Raw genomic sequence first — 16,278 nt, forward strand, 5'->3', positions numbered from 1 at the left:
AATTATGGAATTTAAACACACCAGTGTACTTTTACACGAAACAATTGATAATTTAAAACTGAAGAATGATGGTCTGTATGTAGACGCAACATTTGGTGGTGGCGGACATGCAGAATATTTATTAAGTAAGTTAAGCAATGGTACACTAGTTGGTTTTGATCAGGATGAGTATGCGATTCAAATGGCAAAAGCTAATTTTGCCAATGTACTAAAATCTAGTAGTAAGCCACAACTAAAGCTAATACATAACAATTTTAGTCATTTAAAATCAGAAATAAATCAGTTAGGCTATGCAACTGGTATAGATGGCATTTATTATGATTTAGGAGTTTCTTCACCCCAATTTGATCAGGCGGGACGTGGCTTTTCGTATAGATTTGATGCTCGACTTGATATGAGAATGGATCAGAGCCAAAGTCTGGATGCTTACCAGTTAATAAATACTTCAAGTCAAAAAGAATTAGCGGATATTCTGTATAAATTTGGTGATGAAAAATATTCACGGCAAATTGCTAAAAAGATTATAGAGAATAGACAAAAAAAGCCAATCGAAACAACTTTTGAATTGGTTGAGATTATTAAGGCGGCAATTCCAGCATTTGCCAGAAGAACTGGGGGGCATCCAGCTAAAAAGACCTTTCAGGCTTTACGAGTTGCCGTAAATCATGAACTCGAAGTATTAGAAAAATCACTTGGAGAAGCAATAGAATTACTTAAGCCAGGTGGTCGAATTAGTGTAATTACTTTTCAGTCTGATGAAGACAAAATTGTAAAAAATATCTTTAAGAAGTATTCGGAAGTTGAAGTGCCGCGTGGAATGCCAATGATTCCAGATAGTATTAAACCTATCCTTAAATTGGTAAATCGCAAACCAATAACTGCTTCTTCTGAAGAGCTAAAAAATAATAACCGCTCACACAGTGCCAAGTTGCGAATTGCGGAAAAACTATAATAAAGGGAAATAACAATGGCTGATAATTTAGCAAGGGAAATAGAATATGATCCCAAAGAAGAACTTGAATCCAAACAGCAACAACACCAATCTATTACGCAGCAGTACGTTCCTTGGAGTGGGTTTGAAAAAATAATATTGTTTTTAGGAACTATAATTACGATTAGTATGATGACGATTCTTGTATCTGCCAGTATTACTGTAACTTCAGCACAACATGAATTAACTAATATTCAACGATCAGTTGACAGGGGAAAAAGTGAGGTTAGTGACTTACATCAAGAACTCGGAGAACTAACCTCAAGCTCGCGAATAAATCGAATTGCGCGTAGCCAAGGACTAATTTTAATTGATAAAAACATTAGGACTATACACTAATGAATGAACAAGACAATAAAAAAAACAATCCCAATTCCAAAGCTCACGGGTACCGTATCATAGTTGGCAGATTTTTTCAGCTGGCTGTAGCTTTGGTTTTTCTTGTATTTACAGGCAGATTTTTATATATAGGTATCTCTAAAACTGTTAATAGCCAGGATTTAACGCAAAAAACAGAGCAATTATATAAGCGTAATCAAATTTTAAAAGCAACTAGAGGAACTATCTATGATTGTAACGGTTTAGCGGTTGCTCAAGACTCACACTTATATACGATTTACGCTATTTTAGATAAATCTTCAATCAATTATAAAAATAAGCCTGAATACGTAATTAATAAGACAAAAACTGCTCAAAAGTTGGCAAAAGTCCTTCCTTTGTCGACTAAGCAAATTCTACATTATCTTTCACCTAAGCATGCTGCTTTTCAAGTTCAATTTGGCTCGGCTGGTATTGGCTTAACTAAGAAACAAAAAGATGAAATTGAGCAGATGAAATTGCCTGGTATTAAATTTTTTGAAACGCAATCGCGCTTATATTTAAATGGAAATTTTGCTTCTCATATTATCGGAATTGCCACTCCAAAATATGACAAAAAGACCAAGTCAGAATCTTTGGTTGGAACAATGGGGCTTGAAGCGTGGTTTGATGATGTTTTATCTGGAAAAGATGGATATCAAATTTCTTCAGTTGATGCGGCTAATTATCAGATACCTAATAGTGTTCAAACATATAAGGCACCTATTGATGGTAAAAATCTTTATTTGACAATTGATTCTCAATTACAAAATTATTTGGAAAATCGTTTATCCTATGTCCAAAGAAATTATCAACCTGTATCGATGACCGCAGTGATAGAAGATATGAAAACTGGTAAAGTTTTAGCAGCTTCGCAACGTCCGACGTTTAACCCGCAAACGAAAAAGGGAATTTCACATTCTTATCGTAATATTTTAGTACAAGATACATTCGAGCCAGGCTCAGTGTTCAAAGTGTTGACACTAGCTGCTGCAGTCAATAGTCACAATTATCATCCTAATCAGTATTACAATTCAGGCGCAGTGACCGTTTCAGGATCAGTTATCCATGATTGGCAAACACAAGGATGGGGTAGTATCCCCTACTCACAGGCATTTCCACGTTCTAGTAATACAGGATTTGTTCATATTGAGCAACAGATGGGAGCTAAGACGTGGCGTAATTATTTGGAAAAATTTCGGATTGGTAAAAAAACTAATGTCACTTTACCTGGCGAACAGCCTGGATTTATAACTTTTCAATCTCCAATCGATCAAGCTGTTACTAGTTTTGGGCAAGGAGTTAATGTCAATGTAATGCAGATGATGCAAGCATTTAGTAGTTTAGCCAATGATGGACAAATGGTTAAACCACAGTTTATTGAAAAAACGACCAACTCTGCTGGTAAAGTAATAGATGGTTATCAAGTTAAAAATGTGGGTGAACCAATTTATTCAAAAGAAACCGCTCAAGTAGTTTTGTCCAATATGAAACGCGTATTAAATAAAAAAATTGGTACAGGATCTATTTACCACATCAATAAAGAAAGTATTGCAGCAAAAACAGGTACAGCACAAATAGCAAGACTAAAAGGTGGTGGCTATCTAAAGGGAAGTAATAACTATATCTTCTCAGTTGTTGGTGTTACGCCAGCAAAGCATCCGCGCTATTGTATTTATATCACAATGAAACAGCCACAGCGAATGTCCAAGCCCGCAGAAGTTATATTGGCCTCGATATTTAAACCAATGATGAACCGTGTTATTTTAATGTCAAAAAATAGTGTGGACAAATCAATAAAAATAAAAATTCCTGATCTACAAAATTTAACTGTTGCTGAGGCAAAGACAAAAGCTCGTCAAACTGGCGTTAATTTGATTATCTTAGGAACAGAAAATAAAATAGCAAAACAAGCTCTTTCACAAGGAACTCAACGAGTATCTGGTAGCAATTTAATGGTACTGACAGAAGGTAATGTTAAGATGCCTAATTTGAAGGGCTGGAAAAGGGATGATCTATATCAATTATCAAGATTGATTACGAACAAAATAAATATTAGTGGGTCTGGAATAGTTTATAAGCAAAACATTGCCCCAGATACTGTAATAGATCCATCAAGCAAAATTAAAGTAAAATTAAAGGAGTAGCATTTATGCTGATTATTAGCATTATCGCATTAGTTAGTTCACTAGTATTGACCGGAATTTTTCTTCCGTGGATGATTATTTTTATGTCGTCACATCATGAAGGACAAAAAATTCGTGATGAAGGTCCAAAGTGGCACCAAAAAAAATCTGGTACTCCCACAATGGGCGGTGTTGTTTTTGTAATTGCAGCCACTATTACAACTATTTGGGTTTCGATATGGCAAAATAAAATGAATAATTTGATATATATTTTGCTAATTAGCCTACTAGGGTATGGAATTATCGGCTTTTTAGATGATGGTATTAAATTATTTTATAAGCGCAATTTAGGATTGAAAGCTTGGCAAAAATTTGTTTTTCAAATTTTTATTGCTATTGCGATTATCTGCATTGCAATGAAAGATAATTTTAAGTTTGCACTTTTCTTACCACTAATCGGAACTATTAGTAGTGTTGTTGTATTTACGGCCTTTGTTATTTTCTGGCTAGTTGGCTTTTCAAACGCTGTCAATTTATCTGATGGACTTGATGGTTTAGCAACTGGATTGTCAATTATTGCCTATGCAACCTATGCTTATATTGCTTTAAAGCAAAAGAATTTTTCTATTTTAATTTTTTGTATGAGCATAATCGGTGGGTTAATCTCATTTTTTATTTTTAATCATAAACCAGCAAAGATTTTTATGGGGGATGCAGGTTCGTTGGCACTAGGAGGCGGTCTTGCAGCTGTAAGTGTATTTTTACATCATCCTTGGTCACTCTTGCTAATTGGTATTGTCTTTGTTTGTGAAACCGCTAGTGTCATTATGCAAGTAATTTCTTATCAAACTACAGGCAAACGAATTTTTAAAATGACACCTATTCATCATCACTTTGAAATGATTGGATTTTCTGAGTGGAAAGTTGACTTTTTGTTTTGGACGGTTGGCTTAATCGGAAGTATTCTATATTTATTAATTTGGGGATAGTGTCATGAAAAAAGTTGCAAAGTATGCAAATAAAAATATATTAGTTTTAGGTTTAGGAAAAAGTGGTTTTGCAGTGAGTAGATTGCTACTTAAACTTGGTGCAAAGCTAACTTTGAATGATCAGGCAGATTTGGCTAAAAATGAATATGCTCAAAAATTAGTGCAGCAGGGTGTACGTGTAATCGGTGGTAAACATCCAGTTGAATTATTGAGTCAAGAACACTTTGATTATTTTGTTAAGAACCCAGGCATCCCTTATGAAAACCCAATGGTAAAAAAGGCACAGGAAATAGGCCTGCCCATTATTACTGAACCAGAAATTGCTTTAAGTGTCAGTGAAGCACCTTACGTATGTGTAACCGGTTCAAATGGTAAAACTACAACTGTTATGCTTACGCAAGAAATTATGGAACATCATATGACTAAGTTAGGTCATCACGCTTACGCAGTTGGCAATATTGGTACTCCTATCTCTGAAGTAGTAATGAAAGCTACTAATCAAGATTTATTAATAGTAGAAATGTCAAGCTTTCAGTTATTAGGTGTAACTGATATCAATCCAGAAGTAGCGGCAATTATTGATATTTATCACAATGTGCACCTTGATTATCATAAAACATTTAATAACTACGTCGATGCAAAATTAAATGTAACTAGAACGCAAACAGCTAATCATTATTTTTTGGCTAATCTTGACCAGCCTAATATTCTCAATGAAGAAAGAAAAACAACTCAAGCTCAAATCCAAACTTTTTCTGAAAACAATCAAGAAGCTGATTATTTTATTGCTGATGGTTATTTACAAACTAAAAAAGAAAAGCTTATAAAAGCTAGTGATATGAAACTGCCAGGCATACATAACCAGCAAAATGCTCTGGTTGCCAGTGCCATTTCTCATTTGATGGGAGCTGGAAGTGATGACATTCGCGCAGTCTTGTCCACCTTTACAGGTGCTAAACATCGTTTACAATATGTAATGACACTAAATGAGCGTAGAATTTACAACGATTCAAAGTCGACTAATATTGAAGCTGCTTCTGTTGCAATTCCCGCTTTTGATTCCCCTGAAGTTTTGATTGCTGGTGGACTTGATCGCGGATTTAATTTCGATTCATTGATTCCTTTATTAAAAAAACACGTTAGAGCTGTTGTCCTTTATGGTGAAACAAGGTATTTATTAGCAGATGCAGCAAGAAAAGCAGATATTAGGGAAATTGTAATTACTAGTACGCTTCAAGAAGCTATACCCAAAGCATATGACTTAACTCTTCCGGGAGATGTTTTATTATTTTCGCCTGCTTGTGCTTCTTGGGATCAATTTAAAAATTTTGAAGATCGTGGAAACTATTTTATTAAATTTATTAAGGAATTGAAGAAAAATAAATGAGAGTTATATTTACTGGTGGTGGAACTGGTGGCCATATTTACCCAATTATGGCGATTATTGAACGCCTAAAAGAAAGAAATTTGGCAACGGATGATGAAATTTTATTTGTAGGTACTGAAAAAGGATTAGAGGCAAATATAGTTCCAGCAGCTGGGGTTAACTTTAAAACATTAGAAATTCAGGGCTTTAGTCGTAAGCACTTATTGAATAATTTTACAACTATTAAAAAGTTTATTAAAGCAACTAAAAATGCCAAAAAAATTATCAGTGAATTTAAACCTGATGTAGTAGTTGGCACAGGTGGTTATGTAAGCGGAGCAATTGTATACTCTGCTGCTAAGATGGGAATTCCCACAATGATTCATGAATCAAATTCAGTAGTTGGCGTTGCTAATAAATTTTTAGGTCATTTTGTTGATAAAATTTGTTACACATTTGATGATGCAGCTAAACAGTTTAGTGAAAAGAAAAAACTTATAAAAACAGGGAATCCCCGATCACAACAAGTACTAAGATTATTGTCTGCAAGCACAAATAATAGTATAAGTAAATATGATTCTAAAATACCCACAGTGTTAGTTTTTGGTGGTTCACGTGGGGCATTGACAATTAATAAAATCATGCTGCAATCACTAAAAAAACTTAACCAAAAGCCATATAAAATCATTTGGGTTACTGGAATGTATTATTATGAAGAAATCAAAAATAAATTAGCTGGTATTCAATATGATAATATTACTATTTTATCTTATGTAAAAGATATGCCAGCCTTGTTACCTAAGATGACTTGCGTTGTTTCTCGTTCTGGAGCAACCAGTATTGCTGAATTTACTGCTTTAGGTGTCCCAGCAATTTTGATTCCTAGTCCTAATGTTACACATAATCATCAAATGAAAAATGCACTTGATCTTGAAAAAGCAGGTGCAGCTACTGTAATTGCCGAAAATGATTTGAATCCTAACAATTTTATTTCGTCAATTGACCATATTTTACTGGATAGTAAATATGCTGACGCAATGAGTATTGCTTCTAAGCGATTAGGGGTTCCGAATGCTTCAGATCAGATAATTAAAGTTATGGAAGAGATTATTAAGTAATAATAGGTGAAACTGTTGACTAAAAAAAAGGTGACAAAGATTGATCCTGAAGAAAAATTATCTCGATATTTAAACTATCAATCTAATCAAAATAAGAGAAACAATCAAGTAAAAATCTCTGCTTCTCTTTCTAAGTTGCATAGTGAACGTAGGTCGGCCCTATTCAAACGAATGGGTTTGATTATTATTGTTTCGATAATAGTCTTATTGGGCTTAGGTTATTATATATCTCCGTTGGCTAATGTTAACAGTATCACAGTAACAGGTGAGAGTAGTCTTCCCATTAAGGAAATTGTGAACACTTCCGCAATTAAAGGCAGTGATAAGGTAATCGATTGTTTATTAAGGCAAAAAGAAATTAATCATAAGTTAGTTAATAAGTATAATGAAATAAAATTTATCAATATATATGTTGAGCATTTTAATCACTTGCAGTTGGAGATAAATGAATTTAAAACTATTGGGTATATAAAGAGAGAAAAAGGGTATTGTAAAATATTGTCAAATGGTAAACTGGGATCGCAGTTACTTCCTTGGAATAGAGTGAGCCACAATAAGCCAGTCTTTATTGATTATAACCACGAAGTTTCACTCGAAGATAATTTAAAATTATTTAATAGTCTACCAAATAGTTTTCAAAGCCAAATAAAATTATTAAGTGGTAATACGCGTCGTAAATCACAGGTGATTTTCGTCATGAAAGATGGGAATGTAGTTATTGGCGATATTTCAACACTCAAAAGCAAATTAAAGTATTATAATGAAATAAGAAATAAAGTTGGAAAAAATAGTTTAATAGATTTAGAAGTGGGAGCTTTCAGTCGCCCACTTACAGCAAATGAAAAGCGAATATATGGCTTAACATAAGCTGATTTTATGTTTCTTTTATGTTAAAATTTTAAAAGAACATCGACGGGGGGTTTAATTTTTGGACGATACAAATCTTTTAGTGGGATTAGATATAGGTACTACTGCAGTAAAAGCTGTTGTTGCTGATGCAGGTAAGGTCATAGGTGCAGTTGCTGTCAATAATAAGGGCATGCGGCATGGTAATATAGTAGATATTGATGAAACAGCCAGCGCAATTAAACAAGCTTTAAAAGAAATTGCTACTAAGACCAACGCTCACATTTATCGCGTGGTAACTGGAATACCAGTTGGAATGTTGCAGTTAGAAAAAGCAAGTGATTTAATTAATGTGAGTGACAGTGGTCAAGAAGTTGGCAACAGTGATGTTAAGCGCGTTATCAGCATTGCAATTAAATCTGGTGTAAAAAGTGATCGTGAACCAATTGCTTTTTTTCCTAATCATTTTGTCATAGATGGAACAGATGTTGTTGATGATCCCCGAAAAATGATTGCTCATTCATTAGCAGTACAAGGAATCGTCTTGACTGCGCCAACCAGTCCACTTCATAATATTAAGAAGGCAATTGAAAGAGCCGGTTATCAAAATAATTTCTTTGTTCCCACCCCGTTAGCAATCGCTAGTGTCGCTTTACAAGAAAGCGAACGAAAATTTGGCTCAATTATTCTTGACTTAGGTGGTGGAGTTACTACAGCAACAGTTATTCGTAATAATCAAATTGTCTATGCCAATGTTGACTATGAAGGTGGCAGTGACATTAGTGATGATATTTCTGTAGTCCTTAGTACTTCAAAGAAAGATGCAAATCAAATTAAGCTCGATTACGGCTATGCTAATCCGGCTTTAGCTTCTGTTAAAAATGAGTTTGCTGTTAATAGTGTTGGCTCAAATGGACAACAAATGGTAGACGAAGTTTACTTAAGTAAAATAATTAATGCCCGCGTAATGCAAATAATTGGCCGGATAAAAAAGGGTTTGGCCCAACATGATGCATTAAAATTACCTGGTGGTGTAATCATTACCGGTGGGAGTAGTTTACTTCAGGGATATGCTGAAATTATTGCAAATGCAATGAATGTTAAGGCACGTGTTTACTATCCGGATCAAATTGGGATGCGTAATCCGGTATACTCTGTAGCTTTCGGGATTGTCAATTATGCATATAAAATGTCAGATATTGATTTTTTGATTACTAGTTCAATATACGGAAATGATATACTTGATCAAAATGAAAAAATGGTAACAAAAAAATCAAAAAGACCGACTTCTGCTAATGAAACAAAAGTAAAAGAAGAATATAATAGACGTGAGCTGTCTAAGCGAGAGACAGACTCGCAAAGCAAACTGAAAAATAATATGCATAACAATGAAAAAGGCATAAGGAATTTCTTTAAAAAGTTCTTTGATTAAAGGTGGTTAATTTAGATGGATTTTACATTCGATTCAGACGACAATAAAAATGCTGTCATCAAAGTAATTGGTGTTGGAGGTGCTGGTGGTAATGCTGTTAATCGAATGATCGATGACGGCGTACAAGGTGTGTCTTTTGTTGCGGCCAATACTGATGTTCAAGCTCTTAATAGCAATAAAGCAGATAATAAAATTCAATTAGGACCAAAGTTAACTAGAGGCTTAGGTGCTGGATCACACCCAGAAGTTGGACAAAAGGCTGCTGAAGAAAGTGAACAGACGATTGAAGATTCACTTAAAGGTGCAGACATGATTTTCATTACTGCTGGGATGGGTGGTGGAACTGGAACTGGTGCCGCACCTGTAGTAGCTAAAATTGCGCGTGAAACAGGAGCTTTAACTGTCGGCGTTGTTACCCGTCCTTTTACTTTCGAGGGTCCCAAGAGATCCAAAAATGCAACAGAAGGAATTGCGCAATTAAAGCAGTACGTTGATACACTAGTAATCATTGCTAATAATCGGTTACTAGAAATGGTTGACAAGAAGACACCGATGATGGATGCCTTTAAAGAAGCAGATAATGTATTAAAACAAGGCGTACAAGGTATATCTGATTTAATTACCTCAACTGACTATGTCAATTTAGATTTTGCCGACGTAAAGACAGTTATGGCTAATCAAGGCGCTGCCTTAATGGGAATAGGTCGTGCAAATGGTGAAAATCGAACAGTCGAAGCTACTAAGCTTGCCATTTCTTCACCATTACTTGAGGTCTCCATTGATGGAGCAAAGCAAGTTTTACTTAATATTACAGGTGGTCCAGATTTGACTTTGTTTGAAGCGCAGGATGCTTCAGAAATAGTGTCAAAAGCTGCTGGAGATGATGTCAATATTATTTTTGGTACTTCAATCAATCCAAACTTAGGTGATGAAGTAGTAGTAACAGTAATTGCTACAGGAATTAGCTCTCAAGCTGAAGAAGAAGCTTCAAAGCAGCTTCCTGGCCGTAGTCATCAAGTTCAAGCTAAAGCAAAGGTCAATAATCATAGTCAAGAAAAAACGGTTATTGATGAAAATTTGCAAAATACGAATTCAGACCCTTCATTGGATCAACCTACTGTTCAACCAGCACCCAAGCATAAGGTAATGGTTGACCCTACTAGTGTATGGGGGTTGAATAGTGATGAGCAGACATCAACTCGTGTAACACCATCGATTGAAGAAAATAACCGAGAAGACTCATTTGATGATGAACCGAATAGTATTTCTCAAATTGAAACAAGTGCATTTGACGATGACACTGATGATATCCCATTTTTTAGACATCGTGGTGAAAACTAATAGGAGGTAAAAAATGTCATTCAGCAAATTAGGTAAATTTTTCGGTGTAACTGATATCGATGATGAAATTCAAGATGATGAAGAATATGAAGACACATTAAGACCTGATGATAATAGTGCATCAAATGGTGTTTACCATGATAATGTTGTCTCAATTAATTCTAGCGCAAGCGGTCACAAAAAAAGTAAGATAGTATTATACGAGCCACGAGTATATTCTGATGCTAAAGAAGTAGCACAAAATTTGTTAGATAATAAGGCCGTAATTATTAATTTTAGTCGAATGGAAGATGCTTCGGCTAAAAGAATTGTAGATTTTATTACGGGGACGGTCTATGCCTTAAATGGTAAGATACAACGAGTAGGAGATAAGATTTTTTTAGCAACCCCACCAAGATTTGTCACTGATGGCAAGATTAGTGAATTAGTTGATAAAAAAGATAACTTAGAATGATGACAGTAATGATTTATAATCTTATCAGTATTCTTGACTATCTTATTTATCTTTATAGTATTTTAATGGTAATTGATGCAATCATAAGTTGGATACCAGGACTACATGAATCAGCAGTCGCTAGAATTCTTAATCGTTTAATTGATCCATATGTCAATCTTTTTAGAAAAGGTCCGATTGAAAGTTTATCTAATACAACGGGAATTGATATTTCATTTTTAGTTGGCGTCTTAGTATTATACTTTATTCAAAGTTATGTGATTAATTGGCTATTAAATATATTATTAAAGTTATTCGGTTAGTCTTTTTCAAGTATTCTGCAACTAAGAATATGTAGTTTAAAACAAGCAATAAAGCATTGAACTTTTTTAGTTTAATGTTTTTTATTTGATAACAATTTTATTTGTTAGTTATGTTATAATTATACCTACTATGTTTGCTAGCAAATTTTAAAAATATGGATTCTCGGTGAAATAATTTGACTTTAGAAAATATTAATCAGCGAAAACACTATGTAGAAGGAATTTTAGGGGAAACTGAAAGTAGTAAACTTGTAGATAAACTACTTCATTACTATAAAAAAGCTCTTTATAGTAATCAACCAGTCTTGTCAGAATTTCTAAATCCAGGGCAAAGGGCAGTTTTAAAAATTTTGGTTGGTAGCGATATTTCTTTCCAAGAATTTGGTGGCTATCCTGCTGCTGAAAAAAAGCGTGTTCTTTTGTCTGAAGGTGCAAGTTATTCATTAGATGCTTTTCAAATAAGTATTTGTCAGATTGTTTATCCTAAAAAATTTGTTCAATTAAATCATAGTATGATTCTTGGTAGTTTAGCTAATTCAGGCATAAAAACTGAAACTTTTGGTGACATTATTACCGATAACCATGGGAATTGGCAGTTTATGGCAGATAACAAGTTACTTCCCTTTTTCAAAAGTGAGTTGCAGTATATTGGTAAAACAAAAGTCAGTATAAAGCAGCTACCACAGACCAGGGTATTAGTTCCAGCCGATGACAGTAAGATGGCAAGTGTAATTGTCGCTTCTTTAAGGTTAGATGCGCTTTTATCAGCAATTAGTAAGCTTAGTCGGTCACAAATAAAAGCTGCTGTTTCGGCCAAATTAGTTAAGCTAAACTGGTTTACAGTTACCGAAACTAATCTTATGCTACAAAGAGATGATGTTCTTAGTTTAAGGAAATTTGGGCGTCTGCAGATTACTGATATTGGGCAAACTAAAAAAGGTAAATATAAGGTGGTGCTGAAATTTTGGCAAGCAAAAAAATACAAATAGAACCATTAACTCCAATGGATATCCATAAACAAGAATTTAAAAAGCGAGGACTTAGTGGCTACGATCGCCATGAAGTTGATAGCTTTTTAGATCGCATTGTTAATGATTATGGAGATGCACTTGATCAGATTGCTGACTTGAAAAATGAGATAGTGCAATTACAAGGACAAGCCGATAAATTTAAAAAACAGGTTGCAGAATATCATGCAATTGAAAGTAAAAAGCAAGCTATAATTACTGAAGCTAAAGAAAAAGCACAAAAGATCATTACAGATGCAACAATTGTAGCTGACAATAAAACTGCCCAAGCTCTAATTGATGCAGATTATCAACGTCAACAACTTGAAACTATTAAATTCGATTATGAACGAGTTAAAAAAGAAGTAGCTGGTTATCGTAATTACATTCAAGAGCTTTTACAAAAGGCGATTGCAAACTTAGCGGATGAAAAATGGCAAAAAGCACTTGATCATTATTTTTCAACTGAGCGTTTTTATCCACCAGATGGTTCAGAACCTTTAACTTTAACTGATGCAGATGAAGAGATTGATGAAGACGATGAGGTTGACAATGAAGCAGGGATTGAAGTAAACTTTGAGGAGAATATTGATGATTCGCATCATAGTTCGCAGCTAATTGAAGGCGATAGTCCGAATATTTCATTTAAAGCTGTAGATTCGACCAGCATGAAGCATGCTAGAGACAAGGATATTGTTTTTTCCGATAATAATAAGGATAATAACTAATAAACTGACAGTAAAATCGAAAAGCAAATTCAGCGAATTAGCGATGGTGTAAGGCTAATACAAAAGCTTAGAGGTTGATCAGCTGTCTAATTTGTTTATTACGTGATTTGCACGATACGCAAAATTTAAGTGGAGCTGAATAAGCTCAATTTAGGTGGTACCACGAATGAAACCTCGCCCTAATTTAGGACGAGGTTTTTTTAACAGAAAGGAATATGAAATGAAGGTCAAAGATACACTTAACCTAGGTAAGACTAAGTTTAAAATGAGAGGCAATTTACCTGTTCGCGAAGCACAATGGGAACAAGAGTGGGATGATGATAAGCTATATGAACAACGGCTTAAATTGAACGAAGGTAAGCCAAGTTTTGATTTACATGATGGTCCTCCTTTTGCTAACGGGAATATTCATATGGGTCATGCTTTGAATAAAATTTCTAAAGACATTATTGTTCGCTTTAAGAACATGAATGGATATTATGCTCCCTTTGTTCCGGGTTGGGATACGCATGGGTTACCAATTGAACAACAACTTGCAAAAAAGGGAATTAAAAGGGAAAAGCTAGGTCGGGCTGAATACCGTCAGCTTTGTGAAGAATTTGCCAAAAAAGAAGTAAAAAAACAGATGGCTGATTTTAAACGATTAGGTATTCTAGCTGATTGGGACCATCCCTACATTACTTTGCAACCTGAGTATGAAGCTGAAGAGATTCGCTTGTTTGGGGAAATGTATCAGAAGGGTTATATCTATAAGGGTAAAAAACCAGTTTATTGGTCACCTTCCAGTGAATCAACTTTAGCTGAAGCAGAAGTTGAATATCATGATGTAGAATCACCGTCAATTTATATTTCTTTCCCAGTTAAAGATGGTAAGGGAATCTTAAATACAACTGATACTTACTTTTTAATCTGGACAACAACACCATGGACAATTCCAGCTAATCAAGGAATTACGGTTAACCCAGCTTTTGATTATTCAGTTGTAGAGGTTAACGATAAGCGTTATGTCATTGGGACAGATCGACTGGAGTCTGTGGCTGAAGCACTAGGTTGGCATGATTATCAAGTTGTGCAACATTTAAAGGGTTCAGAAATGGATCGAATGCTAGCTACTCATCCATTATATGGTCAAGATGTTTTGCTGATGAATGCAATGCATGTAACCGCAGAAGATGGTACAGGACTAGTTCATACTGCATCAGGCTTTGGTGAAGATGATTATAATGTTGCACAAAAGTATGGCTTACCAGTCTTTAGTCCAATGGATAATAAAGGATGTTTTACTGAAGAAGTGCCCGATGCAGATTTAGTTGGCGTATTCTATGCTGATGCTAATAAATTAGTTAGTGATAAATTAAAAAAGTCAGGCAATTTGTTAAAATTGAGCTACTTTACGCACTCTTATCCTCATGACTGGCGTACCAAAAAACCAGTAATTTACCGAGCAACTACTCAATGGTTTGCTTCAATTGATAAGTGCCGCGAGCAAATTCTTGCTCAAATTGATCAGATTAATTTCATGCCATCATGGGGTAAGTTACGTTTGCATAATATGATTAAAGATCGCGGAGATTGGGTAATTTCACGGCAACGCGCTTGGGGAGTACCACTACCAATTTTTTATGCTGAAGATGATACGCCAATTGTTACACCAGAAACCATTAATCATATTGCTGAGATATTTAGTAAAGAAGGGTCCAACGCCTGGTATAAGCGTAGTGTTAAGGAATTGTTACCTGCAGGTTTCACTTCTGAACATTCACCTAATGGTGAATTTAGAAAAGAAACAGATATATTAGATGTTTGGTTTGATTCGGGGTCTTCGCATAGAGCTGTTTTAACCCAAAGAACAAACTTACATTTTCCAGCTGATTTATATCTTGAAGGAAGTGATCAATACCGCGGTTGGTTTAACTCGAGTTTGATTACTGCAGTAGCAACTACTGAAAAAGCACCTTATCGTAGTATCTTGTCACAAGGTTTTGTGTTAGATGATCAAGGACATAAGATGTCTAAATCACTGGGTAATGTTATTGCTCCAAGTGATATCATTAAGAAAATGGGGGCCGAAATTATACGCTTATGGGTAGCTTCTGTTGATGCTACTTCTGATGTTGCCGTTTCTCAGTCAATTTTAAGTCAAACAGCTGAAAGTTATCGAAAAATACGTAATACTTTCCGGTATTTATTGGCTAATACTAGCGATTTTGATCCACATACTAATAAAGTTGCATATGAAGATTTGAATTCAATTGACCAATATATTGAAGTTCGTTTAAACGACTTAGTCCAAGATTGTCTCGCTAGTTACAACAAGTATGATTTTAATACAGTTTATAAACATATTTTTGCCTTTATTTCTAACGACTTATCGGCCTTTTACTTAGATTTTGCAAAAGATGTTTTATATATTGAGGGCAAGGATAGTCATGCTAGACGCTCGATGCAAACAGTTATTTATGATGCAACTGTTAAATTAGCTAAATTATTAACCCCAATTCTACCGCATACTATGGAAGAAATTTGGTCGTTCACAAAGGAAAAAGAAGACCATATTCAATTAACCGATATGCCTAAGATAGAGCAATATGATAATCGGGCAGAATTACTTAACAATTGGGGCGTCTTCATGAATTTACGTGATGATGTTTTGAAGGCTTTAGAAGAAGCTAGAAATAGCAAACTGATTGGAAAATCATTTGAAGCGGCAGTGACTATTTATCCAACTAGAGAAACTAAAGCGGTTCTTGATAAATTAGATGCAGATTTTAGACAAATTCTAATTGTTTCTAAATTAGTAATCACTGATAGCGCAGCTCCAGCAGAAGCTTTTAAGTTACCAAATGGTTCCTTTGTAGTTGAACATGCAGAAGGTGAAGTGTGTCCAAGATGTCGCATGATTAGAACAGATATCGGGGCAGATAAGGAATTGAGCATAATTTGTGGTCGTTGTGCCAAAATTGTTAAAAATGATTATCCAGAACTAATACAAGAAGGCTTAGAAGAATAATGCGCCTAGGTACAGTAAAACAATTTGATCAAAATAGTAGCTTTGGTTTTATTGAAGATGATCAAAATCACAAATCATATTTTGTTTTTTATACGGCTATTAAAGAAGAGGGCTATCGCCGTCTTCAAGTCGGGCAAAAAGTTAAGTATCAACTGGCACAGGGGAAAAATGGTCTTCAATGTGTTAATGTTTATTTAACTAGTGTGTAGGG

At 34.8% G+C, this 16,278-nt stretch carries 15 protein-coding genes; all 15 read left to right on the plus strand.

What is annotated here, in order from left to right; genetic code table 11:
* The first annotated feature begins 4 nt into the window (after positions 1-4).
* The 15 genes from rsmH to BM203_RS00170 all read left to right on the plus strand — a co-directional run bounded on the left by rsmH (position 5) and on the right by BM203_RS00170 (position 16,276).
* Positions 5-952 (plus strand): 16S rRNA (cytosine(1402)-N(4))-methyltransferase RsmH, encoded by a 948-nt coding sequence (gene rsmH, locus BM203_RS00100; protein ID WP_090091754.1) that lies wholly within the window; start codon positions 5-7, stop codon positions 950-952.
* A gap of 15 nt (positions 953-967) precedes the next feature.
* Positions 968-1,330, plus strand: coding sequence for a cell division protein FtsL (gene ftsL / locus BM203_RS00105; protein ID WP_090091756.1), 363 nt, complete (start codon positions 968-970; stop codon positions 1,328-1,330).
* Positions 1,330-3,495, plus strand: a complete 2,166-nt coding sequence (locus tag BM203_RS00110; protein ID WP_090091758.1) for a penicillin-binding transpeptidase domain-containing protein — start codon at positions 1,330-1,332, stop codon at positions 3,493-3,495. The genes ftsL and BM203_RS00110 overlap by 1 nt, the downstream gene beginning before the upstream one ends.
* Before the next feature lie 5 nt (positions 3,496-3,500).
* Positions 3,501-4,463 carry a phospho-N-acetylmuramoyl-pentapeptide-transferase gene (mraY, locus tag BM203_RS00115; protein ID WP_090091759.1) on the plus strand — a complete coding sequence of 321 codons (963 nt, stop codon included), beginning with the start codon at positions 3,501-3,503 and terminating at the stop codon, positions 4,461-4,463.
* 4 nt (positions 4,464-4,467) lie between these two features.
* Entirely contained in the window at positions 4,468-5,850 is a 1,383-nt protein-coding gene (murD, locus tag BM203_RS00120; RefSeq protein WP_090091761.1) for a UDP-N-acetylmuramoyl-L-alanine--D-glutamate ligase, read from the plus strand.
* Positions 5,847-6,947, plus strand: a complete 1,101-nt coding sequence (murG, locus tag BM203_RS00125) for an undecaprenyldiphospho-muramoylpentapeptide beta-N-acetylglucosaminyltransferase (RefSeq protein WP_090091764.1) — start codon at positions 5,847-5,849, stop codon at positions 6,945-6,947. Before murD ends, murG begins: the two co-directional genes overlap by 4 nt.
* 15 nt (positions 6,948-6,962) lie before the next feature.
* On the plus strand, positions 6,963-7,814 hold the full coding sequence (locus tag BM203_RS00130) for a cell division protein FtsQ/DivIB (RefSeq protein ID WP_090091765.1): 852 nt from the start codon (positions 6,963-6,965) through the stop codon (positions 7,812-7,814).
* Between the two features lie 61 nt (positions 7,815-7,875).
* On the plus strand, positions 7,876-9,225 hold the full coding sequence (gene ftsA, locus BM203_RS00135; RefSeq protein WP_090091767.1) for a cell division protein FtsA: 1,350 nt from the start codon (positions 7,876-7,878) through the stop codon (positions 9,223-9,225).
* 15 nt (positions 9,226-9,240) lie between these two features.
* Positions 9,241-10,566, plus strand: a complete 1,326-nt coding sequence (gene ftsZ, locus BM203_RS00140) for a cell division protein FtsZ (protein WP_090091769.1) — start codon at positions 9,241-9,243, stop codon at positions 10,564-10,566.
* Positions 10,567-10,579: 13 nt separating this feature from the next.
* The gene (locus BM203_RS00145) at positions 10,580-11,020 is read left to right on the plus strand and encodes a cell division protein SepF (RefSeq protein ID WP_090091771.1); all 441 of its coding nucleotides are present in this window, start codon (positions 10,580-10,582) and stop codon (positions 11,018-11,020) included.
* A complete protein-coding gene (locus tag BM203_RS00150) occupies positions 11,017-11,322 on the plus strand; it encodes a YggT family protein (RefSeq protein ID WP_090091773.1) in 306 nt (101 codons plus the stop codon). The genes BM203_RS00145 and BM203_RS00150 overlap by 4 nt, the downstream gene beginning before the upstream one ends.
* A gap of 176 nt (positions 11,323-11,498) precedes the next feature.
* On the plus strand, positions 11,499-12,311 hold the full coding sequence (locus tag BM203_RS00155) for a YlmH family RNA-binding protein (protein ID WP_228150127.1): 813 nt from the start codon (positions 11,499-11,501) through the stop codon (positions 12,309-12,311).
* Positions 12,287-13,057 carry a DivIVA domain-containing protein gene (locus tag BM203_RS00160; RefSeq protein ID WP_090091775.1) on the plus strand — a complete coding sequence of 257 codons (771 nt, stop codon included), beginning with the start codon at positions 12,287-12,289 and terminating at the stop codon, positions 13,055-13,057. Before BM203_RS00155 ends, BM203_RS00160 begins: the two co-directional genes overlap by 25 nt.
* Before the next feature lie 220 nt (positions 13,058-13,277).
* Entirely contained in the window at positions 13,278-16,067 is a 2,790-nt protein-coding gene (ileS, locus tag BM203_RS00165; protein WP_090092226.1) for an isoleucine--tRNA ligase, read from the plus strand.
* Positions 16,067-16,276 (plus strand): cold-shock protein, encoded by a 210-nt coding sequence (locus BM203_RS00170; RefSeq protein WP_090091777.1) that lies wholly within the window; start codon positions 16,067-16,069, stop codon positions 16,274-16,276. The genes ileS and BM203_RS00170 overlap by 1 nt, the downstream gene beginning before the upstream one ends.
* Positions 16,277-16,278: the final 2 nt, after the last annotated feature.

This window comes from Lactobacillus bombicola (genome assembly GCF_900112665.1).
Classification (GTDB): Bacteria; Bacillota; Bacilli; order Lactobacillales; family Lactobacillaceae; genus Lactobacillus; species Lactobacillus bombicola.